Raw genomic sequence first — 23,111 nt, 5'->3', positions numbered from 1 at the left:
GCTCTTAGATTATTACCTTAAGGCACAGTCAATTTTTGCATCATAATCAATTATGAACAAACAAACCTCCTTGAGATTCCAAATCTATGAAATTGATATTGGTTAAATCGTTAATATCTATTTTTTCAGTAAACTTATTATCTATCACAATGAATTGAAAATTCCATTCTTTTGTATCACAATATTTTGCAAAAGCATCTATAGTTCCTAAAGCAACTTTATCTTCCGCAACAATCTTATCTCCATACTTTGTACAAAGAGGTGAATCAATAATAAGAAGACGAGAAAAAGCACGTTCTTGATTATAACAATAATCTAACAATGCAATCATTACTGCAGTAAAAGTTATAGAACGATTCCCTTTTCCGTAACTAGAACGATGACGTTCACCGATAAGAATATCGAATTTTCTATAATCAAAATTAACTTCAGTATCCTTATCGATAAAATTCCACAACACAAGATTTTCTTGTATTAGAGAAAGAAATTCTGGAGAAATATCCCGCCGTTGCTCTTTATTATCACTCTTAATCTCCTTTAAATCTTCTTGAAGCTTATTTATTAATTGTTTTTTAGTTTTAATATCTTCCTCTAATTCCGCGTGCATAAATTTTTTACTTAAATTCACTTCCGCTCGTGACAAAATTTCTTTTAGTTCTTCTATGTTCGGATGAAGAGAGGATATAGACATATCAACTATATGTATCTTGGCATAATATTCTTCAATATTAGCAGATATAGATTCTATCTCTTTTTCCTTTTCTGATATTAAAACATTTAGATCTTGATGCTTAAAATATATTTCATTGTATTCATTTCGTATTGCTTCAGCATATTCTGATGATGAAATATTGGCAATCATGTGATGCGCTATTGTTGAACCGCATAATGGACAATCTACATCCTTCAGCTGAGACACCAAAGAATTTCCAGCATTAATAAATTGCAACCGACTCATTTCATCTTCGTAATCAGATTTTAAATTATTCAGCCTTGATATAAGATGAAGTAACTTCTTTTTTTCCGTCTCATATATCCTAACCTCTTCTAAAATTTGTTCTCGCTTATTATACAAAGCTTCCTCCTCCGAAGCAACCTCTGACAATTTCTTTCTATAAACATCAATAAAGCTATCATCAGTTAATGAAATATATCCAACATCGCCCAAAGATTCCAATTTTAATTCTGCCTCTTTAAGAGTTTGAGTCAAATACTCAATTTTCCCATTTATGCGAGATTTTTTATCTTTAGGATCTTCATTTGGTCTAAATTCACTATCATCAACGCCTGTCATCAAATATGCAATAAGGTTTTTCTCAACCCATTGCTGATTCGGAACAGAGTTATAGACTAATGGAGATTTGTCTTTTGCTGCAACTCTTGTTTCATCTATCATACATAAGTGACGAATAGCTGGATATGATATTTTCGTCGGATTCTTTCTCTCCGAAGATTTAGAATATATGGTTGGGACATTAGAAATTGACAACAAAAAATCAGACAAACTAATATTTGAAGAACCTTGACAACTATATTCAGTTTCTTTGTGCTGTCCATCATATTCACTTAACAAACATGGAGAAACATATACAGACATTGAATTTATGCTTCTCCTCAATGTATATACTCTTTCATCGTAAGTATGAATTTCAAGTAAGAAATCTGTATAACCATCCCCCTCTGGAGGTAAGGTCAAATCTATACTTCCTTTACCTAATACAAACTCAATTATTGAATATAATGTCGTTTTTCCTGTGTCAGATTTTCCTAGAACAACATTACACCCTTTCTGAAAAGTCAACTTCGATGTTGATACATTTTCCCCACGAGCCTCAAACTCTTTTATATATAATCCATTGTTATTCATCATGAATCTCAAATTTGGCTATTAATATATGACAGCAATTGCTCTTTCGCAATATCATGCAAGATGATATCAGTTTGGTGTATTGCTTTATATAGTTTTACTGCATATACTTCTGTTGCCAACTCTGTAACCAAAGCATTTCCTATATTACTCAGCAAATACATATTTTCATTTTGATTTATTTTGCAAACTATTAATTGTTTAGCCAACAGCAGATGCAAAGAATCATTGATTGTTTTTTGAAGTCCAACATACGTAAACTGATGATTCTTCCAATCATTATTACATGACACATAGTCGTATACAACAATACGTTCTTTTTCCATCGATTTATTATATACCGACAATATAAATAACACCCTCAAAGAGACATCCAAGACGCCATCAAGTATCTTTATTCGTTTACAGTCCATTTTATTCTATTTTCATTTGAAAGTTGATGACACACACCAACACATACATTACTATCTACTAAATGAGAAATCAGCATTGATGTCGGCATATTATAAGTTCCTGCCTTTTTTTCAACTGATTTTACTTTTGTAAAACCATCAGGATAATCATCATCCAGTTCATTGCCAATATATCGTTCTATAGATGTTACTAAATCATTAAATTCATCAGAATCTGGAGCAGTGGATTTTCTACTTGCAATCTTTACTTCTTCCGATTCATAAAACGATATTCTAGCTCTATCCAAATGTTTTCGATATTTACTTACAACTGCATTATCATCATCTATAACATTTATAATATGACCCGCATGTTCGGAATAGGCATCATTAAGATTCTGAATATAATTACGTTCTGTGTTTATTGGAGAATGTGGTACTTGAAGAGGAGTACGTTTAATCATATTAAATCCACCTCCAAAATAATAGAAATAATAAGGACTTTGACGTATCTCATCAATAAACTTTATCGGCTCTATTTTCTTTATAATATTAAAATTAAATTCATCAATATAAGTAGATAATTCCTCATTTAATGCTACCCAGTTAGTACCAACTTTTTTATTTATCACAGTTTCCCAGTCGTTTTTCAGCTTAATTTTAAGATTTTTTCCATTATTGCTAAGCAAATCAACGAAAGACTGACTAACATCTTTGGGACAAAGAATATAATAATTCTGTGGTATCGGATAGGTGTTATTAAAAGTATATATCAATAATTTGCCCATTTCTCCACACAGGTCACTATAGGTTAGTGCTGATTTATATTGTTTACATTGATATAAGTCAAATGCGCCTTTTACCCTATCATAATATGCCAAAACATCACGCCCTTTATCCCCAGCCTGACCGACTCGGTATACTTCAGTATATCCTTTATTGCCCAAACAGGAATATGCCCATACGCATACCAGTTCTTCATATGTATCTTCATCAATACTATAAAGTCTTTGTAATGGAGTCATATTACAAAGAACCCTATCTTCATTACTTAACATATTTGGGGTGTTTGATAAAGGTTGCTCAATAGGCTCAAGTACTAATGAATCCAAATTACTCATATAGGCATAAATAAAAATTAAACTTGATATTTCAGTTAATTTATTTCTATCCTCTATTTCCTTAAAGAGAACCTATCACTTTCCATTGCCCACCTTTATCTGGACCAACACGTTGAATCAATCCTTCATCCACAAGTGTTTTTAAGCGACGTTTTACACTACTATCATGAAGCCCTGTCTTTTCAGATATTTCAGTTCTGCTTATACTAGGATTCGACTTTATCAATTCAAGTATAATTCTCATCTGGTCGCTTTTCTGGTCGCTTTCTGGTCGCTTCTGGTCGGACTTGGTAGTTTCTTGCCATTCCTCCAAAACATTGGCGCATACAGTCGCTTTCATGATGAAGGCAACCAAGTTGTATTGCGGCTCTTTGACACCTAATGCCGACAACTCACGGCACATACGGTCAACTCCCTCTCCGAACTCTTTTACATAGTCATATGCTTTGAGGAATTCCGCAATTTTCGGATTGCGAGAGAAATGGGTATGACGAATATTGTCAGTGCGAACAATGCCCGGCAACTTGCCTGGTGTTTCGAACACAAGACGGTCGTCGAACATCTTTATCTGAATTTCCGTGCCCTTAATACTGTAATCGCGATGGCAAACGGAGTTCACCACCATCTCTTGTATTACAAACTTGGGGTATTCGCGGTCGGTTTTGAAGATGCCGTCCTCTCCGAGATAGGAATGCTCCTTGACCTGCGTTTCAAGATATTCGACAGTTTTCTGGATCTGTTCAAGAATACGACCATCGAAAGTAACATCTTTGATGACATTCATTTCACGTCCCACCTTTTCCTCTGTGCCGAAATATTTGATAAAACGCACTCTTGCACGAGGAAAGAATGTCTGAGGATGCTTGCCAAAAAGCAATATACAAGCTGCACTGACTTGCGGCACATCACCTTTATAGGTCACAAAACCTTTGTTCTCTTGCAGATATTCCATTGCAGACTTGCCATAGCCAATCCGTTTCATGTAGGCTTTGACTGCATCCATATCTATATCATCAAGCGTGGCATCGTATGCTGTGGAATCCTCGTAATAGCGTTCTCCTTTGTCGTACATAAGTTGCAAACGCTCATCAAAAGTCAGTTTGCGTGATTTGTCTCCTATACGCCAAAACACTTCATCGGCTTGATTCGCATGAAGTCGCGGACTTGCAGGGATGTGCATCAACAATACACGGTTATCACGTCCCTCAGCATCCGTACAAGGCACATAATCCGTAGTGACAGAAACTGATGGAACACAAAAGTCCAAAGGTGTCCGCAATATATCATTGAGATGTTCCTTGTCCTGGTTAACACCCTCTATTCTGCGAGTCTTATCGGATATACCCACAGCAATCATTCCACCATCTGCATTCGCCATAGCGACTATGATAGTGGCAAGGTGTTTAGGCTCAATTAGGATACTTTTACAGTCAAAAGTCTGACCTTCCTGCATCTGCCGTATTTCTTCTATTGTATATTTCATATCCTCTATTTTTCTTTTGTATGGCAAATCAATCTGTGAATATCCACATCCAGCACTTCTGCTATCCGCGCCAATGTGTATAAATCAGGTTGCGAATGATTGTTGCACCACTTTGACACCGTTGCCGGATCTTTCTGCAAAGTTTTAGCAAGCCACTTACTCATAATGCCTTTCTCAGCTAATACAGCCTTTATACAATTCAAATTCGCCATATTATATTCAATTATAAATTGCGTCAAATGCAAAGCTACATATTTTATTTGGTTTGCGAGCATGATTGAAAAATAAAATCCTATATCATAGTGTTTTGGCAAAAGAATTTAATGAAAAGTGATGTGAGAATGGAATTTATTTGCTAATTTTGCATTGCTTTTAAGACAATAAAACATTAACAATGCAAAGAAACAGAATGAACATATTTTCAATAACAACCACAATTCAGAGCAACAAACGCACTGAATCCGTGTCGAGTGTTCATGTTTCATGCATTGAACCTCGTAGAGCAAATACTTTCCAGCGAACATAACGAGTACATTATTGTACTATGAGAGAAAAGAAACTGAATAGTTGGAGAGTCCTTACCAAACTTTCCAACTATTCAGTTTGTATGCCCATTTGTGACAGTCGCCTTTGTGATGCTCTTCTGCCATTTCCGTCTGATGGGCTGTTGGTAACCGGATTATTAACGTGCAGTGATGCACACAAATTGCAAAGAAATGAACTATAAATTTGATGGCAGTAAGGTGTTCTTTACATCCGATACCCATTTTTATCATGGGAATATCATTCGTTTCTGCAACAGACCGTTTAAGGATGTGGAAGTGATGAATGAGACTATAATCTCCAATTGGAATAATACAGTCGGGCAGGATGATATCGTGTTTCATCTGGGAGATTTCTGTCTTGGCGGTTCAGCCGAATGGACTAAAATCCTTGACAGGTTGAACGGAAAGATATATCTGATTATGGGTAATCACGATTTGAAGAATATACGCCAAGGCTACATTGACAGATTTGAACATGTGGCAATGCAGATGCACATAGAAATTGGCAAACAGAGGATATATTTGAATCATTATCCCTTTCTATGCTTTGATGGAGGATATAAAGATGTGTGGCAACTATTCGGACACGTTCACACAAGAAAGAACAACACCGGAATAGATGCTGCCCGGCTTCAGTATCTCTATCCAACGCAATATGATGTGGGAGTAGATAACAACAACTTTACCCCTGTTTCATTTCAACAAGTGAAGAGAATAATTGAAAATCAAGTGGGACAATTTAATAAGAATAAATGATAAGGAAGATTAACAATGAGTGAATATACTACCATTTATTTAAGATGCAAGGAGATACCTTTGTTGAAGTACAAAGAGCATCCTTCGTATGAGGAATATCAAAAGTTATCCAAGGAAGATTTAATGAAAGTTAATCGAGAGATTGATGAATATAACAAACAAGTCACCAAGTCTTTGGGATGTAAATTGTTTTATCTTAGCACTACTCCAAGCCGAGAGTTGACGATACTTCCATGGAGTCCTTCTCCGAGTATACTAACCAAAGGCCTGCTTGATGAGATTCTTTATTTCTACCAAGAAGAGATTGATAATTACAAAAATGCTATTGCTAAAAATAAAGAAGATATAGCCAAGTTGGAAGTCCGTATATCCAAAGCAAATGTCAATTTGTACGGTAGAATCAGCAAGGAGATAGACGAATGCTATGAAAGAATAAATTTTGAAGAAGAAGAACTCGAACACTACCAATACTTGTACAACAAATTTGCTTTCTGTAGCAGTATCATAAACAACGAATCAAATTCAGAGTATTATGAACTGATTTACACAAAAAGTTAATAACATAAATAGATTATGAAGATACAATATATGAGTGACCTGCATTTGGAGTTCAGCGACAACAGCAGGTGGTTGAAGCATAATGAATTGCCTGCGACGGGCGATGTTCTGGTTCTTGCCGGAGATATATTCTATTTGAAAAACAAGGTCGCGCCTTTGGCTAACTTTTGGGAATGGGCATCTGCGAATTATCGTCAGGTGCTCATTGTGCCCGGAAACCATGAGTATTACAATTATTGTGATGTAATGGACAAGGGATTGCAATGGAAATGGCTGTTCAAGAACAATGTAGGATATTATCAGAATCAAGTAGTGCGGATTGATGATACCGACTTTATCATGAGCACTTTGTGGTCTCGAATATCTCCATCTGACGAGTATTTTGTGTGGAAGGGCATGAACGACTTTCGGCAGATAATGTATAATGGCAAATTGCTCCAAACAGAGGAATTCAATCAGATGCACAACTTCTGTTTGGATTTCATCAAGCAAAGTCTGGTGGAAACCACCGCCAAACACATTGTGGTAATAACGCATCATCTTCCCACATTGGAGGTTGTTGCATCTCACCATAAAGGTTCTGTGTTGAATAGTGCATTTGCAACTGAACTGAGTAGGCTTATTGCCGACAGTCGCATTGATGCATGGATTTATGGGCATTCACATACCAACATTGATGCTGAGATAAACGGAACAAAGGTAGTTTGCAATCAGATGGGATATGTTTTTGAGAACGAACATATCGCCAATGGTTTTAATCCGGGCAAGTGCCTTGTCTTGTAAAAGGCATGAACTCGTCAGCAATACGCTAAAGCCTCAATATATCATATAGTAACTAAAAATGCTCCTTTTTGTATATTATATGATATGTTGGGGCTTTAAAAATTCAGTTATTCGAAAATTTCCAATAACTGAATTTTTGCTTGCCAAAAGAAAAAGATATGTCTCCACTCTCAACTTGACTTTAATGACCGTTATTATATACACGGGCAATAAAGTTAAATCAAATAGAGGGAGAGAAGAAAATTAGCTTACTTACTGGTATTATTTTCTTTTCGCCAGCAATGAAATTCTATACATAATCTTCCGTAAACCTCATAGCACAGCTGGCAAATTTGCACCAAAAACCACCTTTTTTATCAAAGTCTTTTCATTTGTTTTCCTTGTACCGGAAAAACGCATTATCTTTGCAAAAGTTCAGCGAAGAATAAAGAGCAAAATCAGACTTTCCTACCGTTTAAGTTTCAAACTATTGGTAGTCAATTAGTCTAATATGTTGCATCGGAAAGTAGAATTCTAACATCAATCGTACTTTTACTTATCAACATATGACTACAAGTACAGTGCCTGAAATATAGAACTAAATAATATGTGGAAACAAGTAGAATTTGAATTACAGTCACGCAGACGTGGCTTTCATCTTATAACCGGAGAGATATTACATAATCTGCCACCATTACCCAAAGTCGGATTATTGCATTTGTTTATCAAACATACTTCTGCCGGATTGAGCATTAACGAAAATGCCGACCCTGATGTTCGCGTTGATATGGAAAGCATTTTCAACCATTTGGTGAAAGAACGTGAACCATATTATCAACATACTTTAGAGGGAGATGACGATATGCCGGCTCATGCAAAAAGTTCAATCATAGGCACGTCAATCACAGTCCCCATCACAAATGGAAAGCCGAATCTCGGAACTTGGCAAGGCATCTATCTCTGTGAATTCCGGGATTATGGTGGCAATCGACGGATTGTGGCAACTATCAGCGGAGAATAGCTACTTGATTTACTCATCTTAGGATTGTGGAGCACGAAGTTGCCAAAAGGCAACAGCAGCCGCAGCAGCCACATTGAGCGAATCAACGCCATGCGCCATAGGGATACGGACTACGTAGTCAGCCTCAGCAATCGTATCGTGCGAAAGTCCGTCCCCTTCGTTGCCCATTATGATAGCCAATTTTGATTCATTCGCTAAGACAGGATTATCAATGGAAATAGAATCATCCGAAAGTGCCATAGCAGCCGTGCGAAAGCCCAATTTCCCCAAGTCACCGAGAGAACCATCCATCCAAGTCCAAGGCAAAAAGAAGACCGAGCCCATAGATACCCTGACCGCACGGCGGTTTAACGGGTCGCAAGAGGTGCGCGTCAGTAATACGGCATCAATTCCAAGAGCGGCAGCCGAACGGAAAATAGCACCGATGTTGGTTGCATCAACCACACTGTCTATTACTACAATACGCCGGGCATCCCGGCATACCTCTTCCATACTGCGTGGAGCAGGACGACGCATGGCACAGAGAACGCCACGTGTCAGGACATAGCCGGTCAGCGTAGCAAGCAATTCTCTGCTACCGGTAAAAACAGGCACATTAGCGCAACGCTCGATGATTTCGGCAGCATCACCGATAATATGTTTACGCTCACACAAAATAGCTAAAGGTTCATAACCGGAATCCAAAGCTCTTTTAATAACCTTCGGACTTTCTACTATAAAAATACCTTTGTCGGGTTCGGTGCGGTTACGTAACTGAGTTTCAGTCAAAGTACTGAATACCTCAACTCCGGGATGGGATAAGGATGATATTTCGATAACAGGCATACTATTGCTTATAACTTTCAATTAGACATACAATCGTTTCATTCACGCAACGGGTCATTAATAAATGGCTACCTTAATGACTCCGTCCAACTTATTTTCAAATATACGATAAGCTTCCTCAATCTCACTCAATGGAAGTCTATGTGTAATAAGAGGAGTAGTATCTATTTTGCCTTCCTCAATCAGATTAAGAATCTCGGCACAATCACAGCCGTCCACTCCGCCAGTTTTAAAAATTAAGTTCTTGCCATACATATCAGGCAAAGGGAGCAGTTGCGGCTCGTCATAAAGAGCTACAATAGTCACAATAGCATTGGGACGGGCACATTCCCACGCCAAGCGGAAAGTATCCTCACTGCCAGCCACCTCCAAAACAACGTCAGCACCACCATGCTCACTGTTTTGAATCACACAATCCTTGCAGTTTTCAGGTTTCACTACCAATACGCCAGGATAATGTTCACGTACGAACCGGATTCTTTCAGGAGACTTTTCGCAGACAATGATACGCCGCGGTTTCTTCAACATCACACACAATAAAGTACAGATTCCGGTAGGCCCGGCACCAATAATAAGCACAGTATCATCTTCGGAAATCTCTGAGATACGGGCCGCCCAAAAGCCTGTCGCAAGCACATCGCCCACAAACAAAGCCTGTTCGTCACTGACTGTATCAGGAATACGGTTCAGTCCCTGGCCAGCATAAGGAACTCTGACATATTCTGCCTGACCACCGTCAATGCGGCAACCCAAAGCCCAACCGCCATTTGGGTCGGTACAGTTGTTGACATATCCCCGCTTGCAAAAGAAACACTCTCCGCAGAAAGTTTCGACATTCACTGTTACCCTATCTCCGGGCTTGACAGAGGTGACATCAGCCCCTACCTCTTCTACAATACCTACCATCTCATGCCCGACTGTCGTTCCAGGTATGGCACGCAGCACACTACCGTGCTTGATATGAAGGTCACTGGTACAAATACTGCCAAGAGTCACTCGCACGATTGCATCCCGTGAATCTATTATTTCCGGTTTCGGCTTCTCCCGTAATTCAAATTTTCCGTGTTCAACGTATGTGTATGTAAGCATAATATCCTCTTTGTTAATTAATAGCTCTATTCCCTTGCAAAGATAATGATTTCATCAGTAAAACATAGACCTTATTATCACGTTCGGCTATATGAAACGAAACCTCTACCTGCCCAATAGCAATAAACGACCTGATAAAGTAGTTTTGCATTTTTTCTGCTTCTATTTTGGGTATTCAAGAAATTACTCTTACTTTTAGCTGCGAAATAACCGATAAATAATAAGAACATCAGCACAAGTTAATCACATCCGTCCATAAGCCTATGATAGACACTTCCGAAAATCTCATTATCATAAAAGGTCAAATCAAGACTACCGAAATAGAGAGTTGCCAGAATAATAACGGTAATTACAGCATCATATTCCGAAATTCTTCCAGCGTCTATTCTTACAAAGAAGAAAATGTTATCTGGCTGACTCATCCTGACAAACCGGATCCTGCCAATTATCAAATAGCCACTAAAGAGAGAACTTTATCAAACATCGAGACACTATCCGTTTTTAAGAGCGGTTCGGAAAGTTACTGGCATATTCGTTTCCAAAATGGGAAAGAGTATGATTACAAAGGTAAAAAATTACAAATCATAAAATCATGCCTGACAGAAACTTGTTCAAAAGACATATTCGGATATTTGAAAAAAGTAGCGGAGGTGAATGAACTGAAAGCTGACGACGGTACGAAACTACTGGCTAAACAATATGAAAAGATAAACTTTATCGCGGACGACAGGGCTATTGCCGTATATTTGAATCCTCAAAAGTATAAATTGCAGACTCAAAATACATCGACCCTAATTTTCCCTTTCGGTTGTAATGCCAGCCAACAAAAGGCAGTCCAGACAGCTTTTGAGAACCAGATAAGTGTTGTACAAGGTCCGCCGGGAACCGGAAAGACGCAGACTATCCTGAACATTATCGCTAATATTCTAGTACGTGGCAAAACTGTTCAGGTTGTATCTAATAATAACTCCGCCATTGTAAATGTACTTGAGAAGTTATCCAAATACGATATGGGATTTATCGTTGCATTGCTCGGCAGCACAGCCAACAAAGAGAAATTCATAGAGACTCAAGAAGAAAAACAATATCCGGAGAATTTCGAATCGTGGCATAATGCGGAAGCCGATCAGCCCTTGTTTCTCGATAAGATACATCATCAAACGGAAGAACTCAAAAGCATATTTTCCAAACAGGAACGCCTTGCCATGGCAAGACAGGAAATGCAAACCTTGAAAATAGAATGGCAGCATTACCTGCAAGAATTCGGCACTAAAGAATCTGCTATAAAACTACGCGGAAACTCCAATTCTGCCGCTCTTCTGAACTTATGGAACGAATGTCAACAATTTGCGGAAAAAGAGCAGACATCAAGTTTCCGAGGAATCTCAGCTTTTATACAACGGTTGAAATGGCTGTTCTTCAGATTCAAAAGTAAAACGGTTTGTGAAATCCCCGACAAGAATTTCTATAAGCGGGAGATGACCTCGATTATCGCTGACTTCCAAATCTTATTCTACCAGACAAAACATTCAGAACTGGAAGTTGAGATAGATACATTAGAAAAGGAACTAGCCAACAAAGATGCGGTGGAAATGGCTAAGCAAATGGCTGATGCATCGATGAAATATCTGAAAAACAAGTTATTCCATACTTATGGTAATAATCATGACAAACCAGTCTTTACTTTAGAAGACCTGAAAGATAATTGGCGGGAAGTACAGAAGGAGTATCCGATTATACTAAGCACTACATTTTCATCATTAAGTAGCCTGCATCGGGATACCGTATATGATTATCTGATTATGGATGAAGCTTCACAGGTTTCGGTAGAAACAGGTGCTTTGGCATTGTCATGCGCTAAAAATGCAATCATTGTCGGCGATACTATGCAGCTCCCCAATGTAGTCACGGAAGAAGATAAGGAAAAACTGGACTTTATCGCCAACGCATGTCTGATTAAGGCAGAATATGATTGTGCCCGTATGAGTTTCCTGCAATCTGTCTGCAAAGTGATTCCGAATGTACCGCAGACTTTATTACGGGAGCATTATCGTTGCCACCCTAAAATCATCAACTTCTGCAATCAGAAATTTTATGGCGGAAATCTTGTTATCATGACACGTGATAAAGGAGAAAAGGACGTAATCCGTGCCATAAGAACCGCCAAAGGCAACCATTCCCGCAGCCATCTGAATCAACGGGAAATAGATGTTATCAAAGAAGAAGTGTTACCTGCCCTATCCTATGATACGGATGAAATAGGTGTCATTGCCCCATATAACAAGCAGGTAAATGCCGTTAAATCCGCACTTGAAGAAAGTATTGATGTAGCAACAGTCCATAAGTTTCAGGGAAGAGAGAAGGATGCTATCATTATGACTACGGTCGATGACACCATCACGTCCTTTTCCGATGATCCGAATCTGCTGAATGTCGCAGTTTCCCGGGCCAAACAGCAGTTCTATCTGGTCGTATCAGGAAACGAACAGCCCAAAGATTGTAATATCAGCGACCTGATTGCCTACATCGAATACAATAACGGTACAGTCATCGCCAGTAAGATTCATTCCATATTCGATTATCTATACGAACAATATACGGATGCCCGAATCGCCTATTTAAAGAAACATAAGAAAATATCCGAATATGATTCCGAGAATCTTACCTTTGCCTTGATAGAAGACATCCTGCAAGAGAACATCAATATGCGTCATTTGAATATCATTTGCCATTTACCTCTTTATATGTTGATTCAAGACTATTCTCTGCTAAATGCTGAAGAGAGCAAATATGCTGCAAATATTAATACCCATATCGACTTTCTGATTTATAATCGTGTGAGCAAACAACCGGTATTGGCTATTGAGACGGACGGTTATACGTATCATAAATCTGGGACAAGGCAGGCGGAACGTGATGTTAAGAAGGATCATATATTGGAGTTGTATGGTATTCCGTTGGTGAGATTGTCTACTATTGGTAGTAATGAAAAGAAAATTATTGGAGATAAGTTAAGTGAAGTATTACATTTACATTAGGAATACCATCTCAAATTATATTTTAACGTACATTCTCTTATTCAAATCAACACGACAGCAGACGTTTTAAGTATAAAAGCAATTTAAACACCTAAAACTCACAAAAGAAATAAAAACACTTGATTCTCAAATTTTGACTAACAAAGCAACAATGTGCAAATGGAAAAACATATTGAGCTTCGCATGATTTGGGTGAAACAACAAGTCTCTTTTTTTTACTACAGTTTCATTTCTGTAATAAAGAAATATTTTCGTTACCTAAACAAAAATAATGAACGTAAACAACCATTTGCACCTTACTGTAAAAATGGTTAAATTATATTTAGGACATATAGATATATAGAAAAGCCATTTATCACGAATTGAAAGAACTACTGAAAAGCAACTATACGAAATAATAAGATAGTTCAGCGGAAAAGACAGAAAGAAAGGCGGAGCATTCTCCTATGTTTTATAATCTTGTCATATTCTTCAAAAATGGTACAGGACATTATAAAGTAGAAACTGTTATCCATCTTAAATTCAACTTAACAACAATACAAATTCTATATTTTGATATATAATGAAAAACAACTTGAAGATTTCGATATATACACCTTTCACAATAAATACTTTTATTGAAAAATAAAAGCCACATAAGTATCATTATGGGAACGTACCGTTTGAGGTACCGGATAATTGGGTATGGACGACTTTGGGAGAAATAAGTAATTATGGTGATAGCATCAATGTTCAGGTTGACCGTATAAAAGATAATGACTGGATATTAGAATTAGAAGACATAGAGAAAGATTCTGCCAATATTACTCAATTCCTAAAGAAAAGCGAACGTAGTATAAGTGGTGTACGCCATCAATTTTATACAGGTGAAATTTTGTATTCTAAACTTCGCACTTATCTGAATAAAGTACTGGTTGCACCTAAAGAAGGATATTGTACAACTGAGCTAATGTCATTTAACACTTATGGAGTTATGTCGAATAAATTTGTTTGTCATGTACTACGCTCGCCTTATTTTCTTGATTATACTCTTCGATGTGGGTATGGTGTAAAAATGCCAAGACTTAGCACAGCAGATGCGTGCAAAGGAATGATACCTCTTCCACCATTAGGCGAGCAACAACGTATTGTGGCGAAAATTGAACATTGGTTCTCCCTGATTGAACAAATTGAACAAGTAAAAAACGACCTACAGACTGCAATCAAACAAGCAAAAAGTAAAATCCTTGACCTCGCCATTCATGGCAAACTTGTACCCCAAGATCCGAATGACGAACCAGCTTCGAAGTTACTTAAACATATCAATCCGAAGGCTAAAATAACAAGTGATAACGAACATTATGAGAACTTGCCTAATGGATGGTGCTATGCATCCATAAAAGAAGTATTTAAAATCAATCCAAGAAACAAAGCTGATGATAGTTCTAAAGCTGGTTTTATATCAATGACAAATATTTCTGATGGCTATTTTAATACATTTAGATATGAGACAAGACAGTGGAATGAAGTTAAAACAGGTTTTACACACTTTGCAGATGGAGACATTGCAGTAGCCAAAATTTCACCATGCCTTGAAAATAGGAAATCTATAATTCTGAAAGACCTTCCAAATGGGATAGGTGCTGGCACTACTGAACTTTATATATTTAGATCTCAGTGTATTGATGCTAAGTATGGACTTTTCTTCTTCAAGTCAGATTACTTCATAAATCAGTGCATAAATTCTTTTAATGGAGTTGTAGGACAACAAAGAGTGAGTAAATCAATTATTGAAGATATTGATATAGCCATTCCCCCTTTGGAGGAACAAATGCGAATAGCAAACAAAGTTAGTCTACTATTCTCTACTCTTGATAAAATAGCTGAAGAGTTATAATTCCTCGGCTATTTTATCAATTGCAACAAACAATGCTTCTATTTTCTGTAAGATCCTTTTTTGTTCTGCAAGAGGTGGTATAGGGATATATGTATTGACTATTTTCTCCTTTGATATATTAGGCTGCGCTCCGCCACCTCCTTGCCTAAGGAATTCTTCTCTGTGAGAAAGTAAAAAATAAAACAGATACATTCTTTCTATTTCATCAAAAACATCACAAGCACAACATGCTTGATTCGTAGTAGCGGGAAATGTCAATATCCCAACTTTCCCTATCGTTGCGCCATACATTGCTATCAACACACTACCTTTAGGATTCAACTTCACAGATGTTTCATCTAAGGCTTTCTCTGTAATATATTCTGGAATATACGTGACGTATTTATCATTCAAGTCTCCAGTTTTTAGCCAAGGAATATTTCCTCCATAATAATTTTTGTTCAACCTGTTTGGTGTACTTCCAGATTGCCATTTACCAATATTGCCAAGTGTAGTCCATGCCCAATTCTGAGGTACATCAAAAGGCAAGTTCTCATAATGTTCGATACATCTTCTTATATTGTTGCCATATTCATTTAAAATCAAGAGAATATGGTAACAACATTTAAAAACTATCTGGTCAAGACGAATCTGGCTAAGAACACTGTCACATCGTATGTATGGACTGTGAATTATTTCCTTACTCATTATAAGGAAGTGAACAAGAAGAATCTATTAGCCTATAAGGGCTATTTGGTTGAGAACTTTAGACCACAAACGGTTAATCTGCGATTGCAAGGTATCAACAAGTATTTGGAGTTTGCGAAACAAGACAAATTAAAAGTTAAGTTTGTAAAGGTACAACAGAAGAATTTCTTGGAGAACGTAATTAGCGATGCTGACTACAAGTTTCTGAAAGCACAATTAAAAACAGACGGCTATGAAGAATGGTATTTCGTTGTATGGTTTATGGCTGCAACCGGTGCACGTGTCAGTGAATTGCTGCATATCAAAGTGGAACATATACAAGTGGGGTATCTTGATCTTTACAGCAAAGGTGGGAAAATACGCCGTTTGTACATTCCGAAGAACTTACGTATTGAAGCTGTCAAATGGCTTAAAGAAAAAGGGTTTGTTTCAGGGTATATTTTTCTGAATCGATTCGGACAACGTATTACTACTCGTGGTATTGCCTCACAACTCAAACATTTTGCTACAAAATACGGAATGAACAAAGAGGTTGTTTACCCCCATTCATTCCGGCATCGTTTTGCTAAAAATTTTCTTGACCGCTTCAATGACATTGCTCTTTTGGCAGACCTCATGGGACATGAGAGCATAGAAACCACTCGCATTTATCTTCGTAGAACTGCAAGTGAACAGCAGAAAATCGTGGATAAAGTAGTGAATTGGTAATAATTTTACAAGAATCCTTAAAAGTGTATTTGCTTACACTTTTAAGGATTCTTGAATGTTATCAAGGATTGAGAAAAGTTCTTCTATCTTTTGAACTATACGATGTTGCTCTGCAAGTGGTGGTAAAGGGACATTTATTTTATGCAAAGCATTGGAAGATAGCCCTAGTAAACCAATACCTTTCCCTCCTATAAGGTTATTCTCTTTTAGATACAGTAAAACATAATAATAGAACGCTACACACAAATCTATTTTTGCTCGAAGTTTATGGATGTGATTCTGAATACATATGTCGTAATCATAATTCCAAATAGCCGAACGACCAATATCTCCACCTTCACATACAAGTAAATCTCCCTTTGTTACAGTACACTTGTCCAATTCATTTTCTTTGTACGGCATTTGTTTAAGTACAGTAAAATCAAATTTATCCCAATACACATTGGATGTGGTCAGATAACTTTTCATTATTCCTTCCTTATTAGAAGAATTAAGAGCCTTACCTGTATTGTGAGTAAATATCTCTCCCAAAATAGTATATTGCCAACCATAGGGATAATGTTCGTTATCACTTGTTATTTTAGCCTTCGGATTGATACGTTTAAGTAACTTCGAAGCTGGTTCGTCATTCGGATCTTGAGAAACCAGTTTTCCATGAATAGCGAGATCCAAAGTCCTATTTTTCACTTGTTTGATAGTAGTCTGTAAATCAACTTTCCCTTGTTCGATTTGGTTAATCAAGGCGAAACAACGTTGAATTTCTGTTACAATACGTTGTTGTTCATCAAGAGGCGGTAATGGAATTGTAGTGTTTACAATTATTTCTTTTGAAATATTTGGTTGTGCTCCGCCTCCTCCCTTTGAGATAAACGTTGTTCTTTGTGATAAAAGGAAGTAGAATAGATATGATTGAATGACTGCATGATACTCAATACAAGCACAACATGCTTGATTTGTGGTTGCAGGAAAAGTAAGTATTCCCAATTTGCCAATTGTTGCTCCATACATGGCAATAAGCACACTCCCTGCTGGATTGATTTTTGCAGAAGAATTTGCAACAGCTTCTTCTGTAATGCTCTCTGGGATATCTGTAATCAATCCATCATTTAAATCTCCAGTTTTAAGCCAAGGAATACTTCCTCCATAATAGGTCTTATTTGAACGGCTTGGTGTGCCTCCTGCTTGCCAAGTACCAATGTCTCCCAATGTTGCCCACACCCACGAATTCGGTATTTCAAATGGTACACATTCTAATTGCCGATAATGATACGTATCAGAAGAACCCGTTTTCTTATTTCTCTTTATCTTCCCCTCCTTTATCAAACGCTCTTTCTCTTCCTTAATACGTTCAAGTAAAACGGATGCAGGTTCATCATTTGGATCTTGTGGAACAAGTTTTCCTCTAATAGCGAGGTCTAATATTTTCTGTCGTAGTTTCTTTGTATCCATTAGTCCTCGATATTTGCCATTAATTTTTGAAGTTCAGCCACCGCTTTACTTATGTTATCACTTTTCTCTTTGATAATAGCCATCAATTCTGATAATGAATAATCAACTTCATCTCCACCTTGTTTTATCCAAGATACATCAAGACTAGTCTTATCACGAGTTATTATTTCATCACAAGTATATTTACGCCAACGCCCATTCGGACTAGTCTCAGCATGATATGTTTCTACACGAGCATTTATATCCTCCGCATGATAACACGAAACGAAATCATCAAGATGATGCCTTTGCATTGGATTAGTAGCCAATGTATGCTTTATATCTGTACGATAATCATAAAACCAAATATCCTTCGTACCACTACCTTTTGTAAATAATAATACATTAGCTTTTACACCTTGAGCATAAAATATACCTGTCGGTAAACGCAAGATAGTATGCAAATTAAATTCTGAAAGAAGTTTCTTACGAATCACTTCTCCAGCTCCACCTTCAAACAGTACGTTATCAGGCAAAACGACCGCTGCACGTCCGCCTGTTTTGAGCGAAAGCATTATATGCTGTAAGAAATTCAATTGGTTATTTTTCGTTTCAACATAAAAATCACTCCGATTAATGTCGACAGAACCGGAAGGACGGGTTCCAAAAGGCGGATTAGCAAGAATGACATTCACTAATATATCAGGTTCTTTTTCTAAAGAGTCCTGACATATAATAGGGCTTCGGTCAGTACCAACACCATGAAGATACAAGTTCATCGAAGCTAATGTAACAACCAAAGGAGTATTATCCGAACCATGTAGAGCTTTATTCCGCAAAAAGTCCCGTTTGCCTTTGTCTTGTGATTGTTTTTTCATGTAGTCATAAGCTGCCAAAAGAAAACCACCGGTTCCACAAGCCGGGTCACAAACCGTTTCCCCAATCTGAGGACGAGTTACATCAACCATTGCCGATATAAGAGAACGAGGAGTAAAATACTGACCTGCACCACTCTTTTTATCTTGTCCATTCTTCTCTAAAATACTTTCATAAATAGCCCCCTTAACATCACCATCCATTATCAGCCATTGCTCCTCATTAATCATTGCTATGACCTTCTTCAAATATACAGGCTTATCTATTTTATTTTGAGCTTTCGTATATATAGTACCAATTAGATTATCCTGCTCACTCAGTATTTTCAATGTATTTTCATACTGACCTATCAAGTCAAGACCATCTAATTCTATCAGGTTTTCCCAACGATATCCTTCAGGTATGGCTGATTCTTCGTCAAGCAATTTAACGTTTTCATCATCCATTTTCAGAAATAACAAATAAGTCAGTTGGGTTATATAATCGGTAAATCCAATACCTTGACCCGCTAACGTAGTGGCAAGTGTCCAGACCTTTTTAGTCAGACCTTGCTCATTCGAATTTGATTTCGCCATTTTAACTATGCTACTTTTCTATTATAAATTAAAAACTGAGATAATGAAACAATAGCCTCATTCACCGCTGCTATAGTACCAAACTTACGTATCATCTGAAGCGCTATTGTTTTATCATCTTCCTTTATTTCTTTTATTGTACAAGAACCATTCGCTACAATATAGTTCACAATCTGACGGATAGTATTCTTTTGAGCCTCAGTCATTGTACGCTGTATCTGCCCACACCACAATTCAAAACGTTGGGCAGCCATTGATGACAGGCTACGAAGTTCTGTCACCTGATGATAAGCATATCTGACTAACTGAATAATATTAGTCAATGCTTCTTTTTCTTCTTTCGTCCCAAAATGTACTACACTGGAAGGGTTAACAATAGAGTATGTATTCCATAATTGAGAAGGATTAAACTTGTAATTCTCCATTTTCATCCGGTTCTCCAAATCCTTAAGCATTGCATAAGTGATAGGTTCTCCGTTATTGTTATAAATAATGCGTAAAGCCTCTATCTCATCTCTATGTTCATTTACATATTGTTCAAACGCCTGAGTCGTGTCGTGAGCTTCCTCTATGGAAAATCCTTTCTCAATCAATGTATCTTCACCGGGCATTAAAATTGTGACAAATCCGGCGTTCAGAATACACAGATATTCACGGGCATCGGGATGAATAGCGAGAGGACGCACCAAGCCTTTCCGTTCGTTATTCGGTTCGTTTATATTCACATATTCCGGCAACAGATTATTTTCCAAAGCTTCATATATACGAGATGCCATATCCCGCATATCTATACCAGCCAATCTTATAAACTCATTCCTCTGTTCTTCATTTGCCTTATTATGTATTCTTGACAGACGGCTAGCCAACAATCGCAGATGTTCATCCGGCAGTTCACCATGAGAGATACGCTCTAAAAGTTGCCTTAAAGACAACAATGTTTCAGCATTGTTTACCACTCCAGAAGTTGTTACATAATGCTCATGTTCTGTTACTCCCACTGCATCGACTAAGAAAAACAAATCTTTACTATGAGCATTTGGAGTAACATTACGAAGTTGCTCATCACCAATTGTACGTACTCCTCTACCTTTCATCTGAGTATAAAGAGAGTCAGACTCGACATCACGCATAAACATCACCACTTCCAAAGGCTTCACGTCTGTTCCAGTAGCAACCAAAGTCACAGTTACAGCAATGCGGAACTCCTTATCATTACGAAAATGACGTATCAATTCATTACTATCTCCAGCCGAATAAGTGATTTTCTGTACAAACATATCATCTTCACGTCCAAAGACTTCCTTCGCTATTTTAACAATATTACTTGCATGAGCATCATTCAAAGCAAATATTAATGTCTTAGGTAAATAGTCAAAATTAGGTTCTCTTTGGGGATCATTAAACATTTCTGTATAAACCGAATCTCTATATGTCTCTAAAATCAACTTTATTTGAGCAGGATTAATAATACTTCTATTCAGTTCCTGTCTTGTATAAGTAGTCGCTTCCTGTGTTTCGATATTTTCAGTTTTACCTGTATAGCGGGTTATTTTACGAACTTTATCCCCCTCACGAATAGCACCGCCATCTTCGGTTACTTGTGTTTTAATACGGAACACCCTATAATCAACATTGACACCATCAACTATTGACTTTTCAAGAGTGTAGTTCACTATTAAGTTGTTATTAAAGAAAGCTAATGTTTCAACAGCAGGAGTAGCTGTTAACCCAATCATTTTTGCAGAACTAAAATATTCAAGTACACTTCGCCAACTACCATAAATAGAGCGATGGCACTCATCAATAATTATCAAATCAAAGTAATCCGGGGGCAAGTTAGGATGAACCGGCAAATTCATATTTCCGGTACCGTCAACAACATAATCCGCTTCATTATCATCATCTATAAAATCGTCTCCGGACAATAAAGAAAATAAACGCTGTATAGTAGAGATAACAACATTGGCATCATTTGGGATTTTCGCGGTTTTCAATCTTTCTACCCCAAATATGGTATTAAACGGATCTCCATTTTCTGTCAAACGGAATGTTCCAAATTCTCCTTCTGCCTGTTTTCCAAGATTATTACGGTCAACAAGAAACAGAACCCTCTTCATTGAAGTGAAAGCCAACAAACGATAGGCAGCCAAACATGCGGTATAAGTCTTTCCCGCTCCCGTAGCCAAAACCATCAATGCACGATTATGCCCACTACGAAAACTATTTTCTAATTTTGTTATTGCTTCATACTGGCAATCCCTTAATCCTTTCCTTTTTAAAGTTGGAAGTCCTGCAAAATCATCTTTAAGTCCTAATAATTTTACTATTTCTTTTGGAGAATGAATTTTATTCAAAGAAATATATTCAGAATCAACCTCACGGGTATCTCTGAATAACAGTTCCCTTCCATTTGACAAATAAACTAAAGGTAAAGGATTCATCCAAGCCTGACACCATTGAGGTACACCTCTAGTATATTTTTCAGCCTGGTCTGCCACAAATTCAGAATATATTGACACAGATTCTTTCTTTGCTTCCAATACGCCTACAGCTTTACCATTTAAAAAAAGTAAATAGTCAGCTTCACGATTACCTTTCAGCAAGCCTTCCTCGACTGCTATAGCAGACACTTCAGGAGAATAATGATTTCTATCAACTACCTCCCAACCCGCATCATTAAGCATACGGTCAATTATTATTCGAGCCTTTTCTTCCGGTTTCATGTGTGTGTCTTTTTTTGTAACTTCCGATAAGGCTATATTATCGGAAGTTACAAAAATAGGTAAAAATATAGAATATGAGAAAGAAATAGAGAACTTTTGATACATCACAACACAAATTCTCTATAATAAGACTCTTTGCATACAAATAATATTTATCCAAACACTTCCCATTCCCAAAATAAAGCCCTACTTTTGCGAAGAATATTTTCCCGTATATTAACGTATTAACAACAGTATCTCACAAATAAAATAAACCCTACAAGATGAAAGAAGAATCCGACAGCCCGTCTGTCCCCTACAATTTCTCCCGTTGTTTCAACGACCAATGCCCACAAGCCTTGAAATGCTTGCGCTACGTAGCTGCACAAAATGAAACAGCCGATTACCTTTATATCTCCATCGTTAATCCGACACATTATCCTGCGGATGGAAACCAATGCGAATGTTTCAAGACTGCTGTCAAAGTTCATGTGGCGTGGGGACTAAAACGGTTGCTCGACAGAATCCCTTATGAAGATGCAGTCAGTATCAGAATACAATTGGTAGGACACTATGGGAAAACAGGATATTATAGGTTTTATCGAGGAGAACGGGGGCTTATGCCTAAAGACCAAGCCTACATCAGACAACTATTCCGCAATAAAGGGATAAAAGAAGAACCAACTTACCAACGCTACACAGAAGAATATATTTGGTAAGTTGCTGTCACCTGTCACAGTTTAGGGGTTAATAGTCTAGTAATAAACCGATAAGACTGTGACAGCAAGAGGTGACGGCAGGG

General features: G+C 37.4%; 19 protein-coding genes. 8 read left to right on the top strand and 11 right to left on the bottom strand.

Annotation, left to right across the window (positions count from 1 at the left end):
- Positions 1-46: 46 nt before the first annotated feature.
- The 5 genes from ACGHVY_RS02650 to ACGHVY_RS02630 all read right to left on the bottom strand — a co-directional run bounded on the left by ACGHVY_RS02650 (position 47) and on the right by ACGHVY_RS02630 (position 5,075).
- Positions 47-1,870, bottom strand: a complete 1,824-nt coding sequence (locus ACGHVY_RS02650; protein ID WP_234080167.1) for a hypothetical protein — start codon at positions 1,868-1,870, stop codon at positions 47-49.
- A gap of 5 nt (positions 1,871-1,875) precedes the next feature.
- Entirely contained in the window at positions 1,876-2,280 is a 405-nt protein-coding gene (locus ACGHVY_RS02645; protein ID WP_004328581.1) for an ABC-three component system middle component 2, read from the bottom strand.
- Positions 2,262-3,380, bottom strand: a complete 1,119-nt coding sequence (locus ACGHVY_RS02640) for an ABC-three component system protein (RefSeq protein ID WP_229034974.1) — start codon at positions 3,378-3,380, stop codon at positions 2,262-2,264. The genes ACGHVY_RS02645 and ACGHVY_RS02640 overlap by 19 nt, the downstream gene beginning before the upstream one ends.
- Positions 3,381-3,441: 61 nt before the next feature.
- A complete protein-coding gene (locus ACGHVY_RS02635) occupies positions 3,442-4,863 on the bottom strand; it encodes an RNA-binding domain-containing protein (protein ID WP_390596951.1) in 1,422 nt (473 codons plus the stop codon).
- 5 nt (positions 4,864-4,868) lie between these two features.
- Positions 4,869-5,075 carry a helix-turn-helix transcriptional regulator gene (locus ACGHVY_RS02630; RefSeq protein WP_040293447.1) on the bottom strand — a complete coding sequence of 69 codons (207 nt, stop codon included), beginning with the start codon at positions 5,073-5,075 and terminating at the stop codon, positions 4,869-4,871.
- 504 nt (positions 5,076-5,579) lie between these two features.
- Between ACGHVY_RS02630 and ACGHVY_RS02625 the strand changes: the two genes are divergently transcribed.
- The 4 genes from ACGHVY_RS02625 to ACGHVY_RS02610 all read left to right on the top strand — a co-directional run bounded on the left by ACGHVY_RS02625 (position 5,580) and on the right by ACGHVY_RS02610 (position 8,505).
- Entirely contained in the window at positions 5,580-6,164 is a 585-nt protein-coding gene (locus ACGHVY_RS02625; protein WP_004328577.1) for a metallophosphoesterase, read from the top strand.
- A gap of 15 nt (positions 6,165-6,179) precedes the next feature.
- Positions 6,180-6,722 carry a hypothetical protein gene (locus tag ACGHVY_RS02620; RefSeq protein WP_004328576.1) on the top strand — a complete coding sequence of 181 codons (543 nt, stop codon included), beginning with the start codon at positions 6,180-6,182 and terminating at the stop codon, positions 6,720-6,722.
- Positions 6,723-6,737: 15 nt separating this feature from the next.
- Positions 6,738-7,505, top strand: a complete 768-nt coding sequence (locus ACGHVY_RS02615) for a metallophosphoesterase (protein ID WP_390596949.1) — start codon at positions 6,738-6,740, stop codon at positions 7,503-7,505.
- 586 nt (positions 7,506-8,091) lie between these two features.
- Positions 8,092-8,505, top strand: coding sequence for a secondary thiamine-phosphate synthase enzyme YjbQ (locus tag ACGHVY_RS02610; RefSeq protein WP_390596947.1), 414 nt, complete (start codon positions 8,092-8,094; stop codon positions 8,503-8,505).
- Between the two features lie 18 nt (positions 8,506-8,523).
- Here the strand turns inward: ACGHVY_RS02610 and ACGHVY_RS02605 are convergent, their stop codons facing one another.
- Complete coding sequence (locus tag ACGHVY_RS02605) at positions 8,524-9,330, bottom strand: TrmH family RNA methyltransferase (protein WP_390596945.1); 807 nt, start codon at positions 9,328-9,330, stop codon at positions 8,524-8,526.
- Between the two features lie 57 nt (positions 9,331-9,387).
- The gene (locus tag ACGHVY_RS02600) at positions 9,388-10,419 is read right to left on the bottom strand and encodes an alcohol dehydrogenase (protein WP_390596943.1); all 1,032 of its coding nucleotides are present in this window, start codon (positions 10,417-10,419) and stop codon (positions 9,388-9,390) included.
- Positions 10,420-10,682: 263 nt separating this feature from the next.
- On the opposite strand from ACGHVY_RS02600, the gene ACGHVY_RS02595 reads away from it, so the two are divergent.
- Both ACGHVY_RS02595 and ACGHVY_RS02590 read left to right on the top strand, forming a co-directional pair.
- Complete coding sequence (locus ACGHVY_RS02595; RefSeq protein WP_390596942.1) at positions 10,683-13,457, top strand: AAA domain-containing protein; 2,775 nt, start codon at positions 10,683-10,685, stop codon at positions 13,455-13,457.
- A 694-nt stretch (positions 13,458-14,151) separates the two neighbouring features.
- The gene (locus tag ACGHVY_RS02590; RefSeq protein WP_390596940.1) at positions 14,152-15,333 is read left to right on the top strand and encodes a restriction endonuclease subunit S; all 1,182 of its coding nucleotides are present in this window, start codon (positions 14,152-14,154) and stop codon (positions 15,331-15,333) included.
- Here ACGHVY_RS02590 and ACGHVY_RS02585 read toward each other — a convergent pair.
- A complete protein-coding gene (locus ACGHVY_RS02585) occupies positions 15,328-15,918 on the bottom strand; it encodes a restriction endonuclease subunit S (protein WP_390596938.1) in 591 nt (196 codons plus the stop codon). The genes ACGHVY_RS02590 and ACGHVY_RS02585 overlap by 6 nt on opposite strands.
- 6 nt (positions 15,919-15,924) lie before the next feature.
- Here ACGHVY_RS02585 and ACGHVY_RS02580 point away from each other — a divergent pair, with 6 nt between their 5' ends.
- Complete coding sequence (locus tag ACGHVY_RS02580) at positions 15,925-16,728, top strand: tyrosine-type recombinase/integrase (RefSeq protein WP_117931875.1); 804 nt, start codon at positions 15,925-15,927, stop codon at positions 16,726-16,728.
- A 33-nt stretch (positions 16,729-16,761) separates the two neighbouring features.
- Here the strand turns inward: ACGHVY_RS02580 and ACGHVY_RS02575 are convergent, their stop codons facing one another.
- From ACGHVY_RS02575 to ACGHVY_RS02565, 3 genes are read right to left on the bottom strand one after another with little or no spacing between them, the layout of a single operon-like run.
- A complete protein-coding gene (locus ACGHVY_RS02575) occupies positions 16,762-18,177 on the bottom strand; it encodes a restriction endonuclease subunit S (protein ID WP_390596936.1) in 1,416 nt (471 codons plus the stop codon).
- Positions 18,177-19,607 carry an N-6 DNA methylase gene (locus ACGHVY_RS02570; RefSeq protein WP_390596934.1) on the bottom strand — a complete coding sequence of 477 codons (1,431 nt, stop codon included), beginning with the start codon at positions 19,605-19,607 and terminating at the stop codon, positions 18,177-18,179. Before ACGHVY_RS02570 ends, ACGHVY_RS02575 begins: the two co-directional genes overlap by 1 nt.
- 5 nt (positions 19,608-19,612) lie before the next feature.
- Positions 19,613-22,330: a DEAD/DEAH box helicase family protein gene (locus tag ACGHVY_RS02565; protein WP_390596932.1), complete on the bottom strand. Its 2,718-nt coding sequence runs from the start codon at positions 22,328-22,330 to the stop codon at positions 19,613-19,615.
- 263 nt (positions 22,331-22,593) lie between these two features.
- Here ACGHVY_RS02565 and ACGHVY_RS02560 point away from each other — a divergent pair, with 263 nt between their 5' ends.
- On the top strand, positions 22,594-23,028 hold the full coding sequence (locus ACGHVY_RS02560) for a DUF6078 family protein (RefSeq protein ID WP_390596930.1): 435 nt from the start codon (positions 22,594-22,596) through the stop codon (positions 23,026-23,028).
- Positions 23,029-23,111 lie beyond the last annotated feature (83 nt).

This window comes from Bacteroides sp. f07 (assembly GCF_042854785.1).
Classification (GTDB): domain Bacteria; phylum Bacteroidota; class Bacteroidia; order Bacteroidales; family Bacteroidaceae; genus Bacteroides.
This window is presented reverse-complemented; position numbering and strand designations above follow the sequence as displayed.

Excerpts from the sequence above, each read along its gene's own strand:
- ACGHVY_RS02635 (WP_390596951.1), bottom strand. The coding sequence starts at position 4,863 with ATGAAATATACAATAGAAGAAATACGGCAGATGCAGGAAGGTCAGACT.
- ACGHVY_RS02600 (WP_390596943.1), bottom strand. The coding sequence starts at position 10,419 with ATGCTTACATACACATACGTTGAACACGGAAAATTTGAATTACGGGAG.
- ACGHVY_RS02565 (WP_390596932.1), bottom strand. The coding sequence starts at position 22,330 with ATGAAACCGGAAGAAAAGGCTCGAATAATAATTGACCGTATGCTTAAT.
- ACGHVY_RS02630 (WP_040293447.1), bottom strand. The coding sequence starts at position 5,075 with ATGGCGAATTTGAATTGTATAAAGGCTGTATTAGCTGAGAAAGGCATT.
- ACGHVY_RS02560 (WP_390596930.1), top strand. The coding sequence starts at position 22,594 with ATGAAAGAAGAATCCGACAGCCCGTCTGTCCCCTACAATTTCTCCCGT.
- ACGHVY_RS02575 (WP_390596936.1), bottom strand. The coding sequence starts at position 18,177 with ATGGATACAAAGAAACTACGACAGAAAATATTAGACCTCGCTATTAGA.
- ACGHVY_RS02615 (WP_390596949.1), top strand. The coding sequence starts at position 6,738 with ATGAAGATACAATATATGAGTGACCTGCATTTGGAGTTCAGCGACAAC.
- ACGHVY_RS02580 (WP_117931875.1), top strand. The coding sequence starts at position 15,925 with ATGGTAACAACATTTAAAAACTATCTGGTCAAGACGAATCTGGCTAAG.
- ACGHVY_RS02625 (WP_004328577.1), top strand. The coding sequence starts at position 5,580 with ATGAACTATAAATTTGATGGCAGTAAGGTGTTCTTTACATCCGATACC.
- ACGHVY_RS02640 (WP_229034974.1), bottom strand. The coding sequence starts at position 3,380 with ATGAGTAATTTGGATTCATTAGTACTTGAGCCTATTGAGCAACCTTTA.
- ACGHVY_RS02570 (WP_390596934.1), bottom strand. The coding sequence starts at position 19,607 with ATGGCGAAATCAAATTCGAATGAGCAAGGTCTGACTAAAAAGGTCTGG.
- ACGHVY_RS02650 (WP_234080167.1), bottom strand. The coding sequence starts at position 1,870 with ATGATGAATAACAATGGATTATATATAAAAGAGTTTGAGGCTCGTGGG.
- ACGHVY_RS02645 (WP_004328581.1), bottom strand. The coding sequence starts at position 2,280 with ATGGACTGTAAACGAATAAAGATACTTGATGGCGTCTTGGATGTCTCT.
- ACGHVY_RS02595 (WP_390596942.1), top strand. The coding sequence starts at position 10,683 with ATGATAGACACTTCCGAAAATCTCATTATCATAAAAGGTCAAATCAAG.
- ACGHVY_RS02620 (WP_004328576.1), top strand. The coding sequence starts at position 6,180 with ATGAGTGAATATACTACCATTTATTTAAGATGCAAGGAGATACCTTTG.
- ACGHVY_RS02605 (WP_390596945.1), bottom strand. The coding sequence starts at position 9,330 with ATGCCTGTTATCGAAATATCATCCTTATCCCATCCCGGAGTTGAGGTA.
- ACGHVY_RS02610 (WP_390596947.1), top strand. The coding sequence starts at position 8,092 with ATGTGGAAACAAGTAGAATTTGAATTACAGTCACGCAGACGTGGCTTT.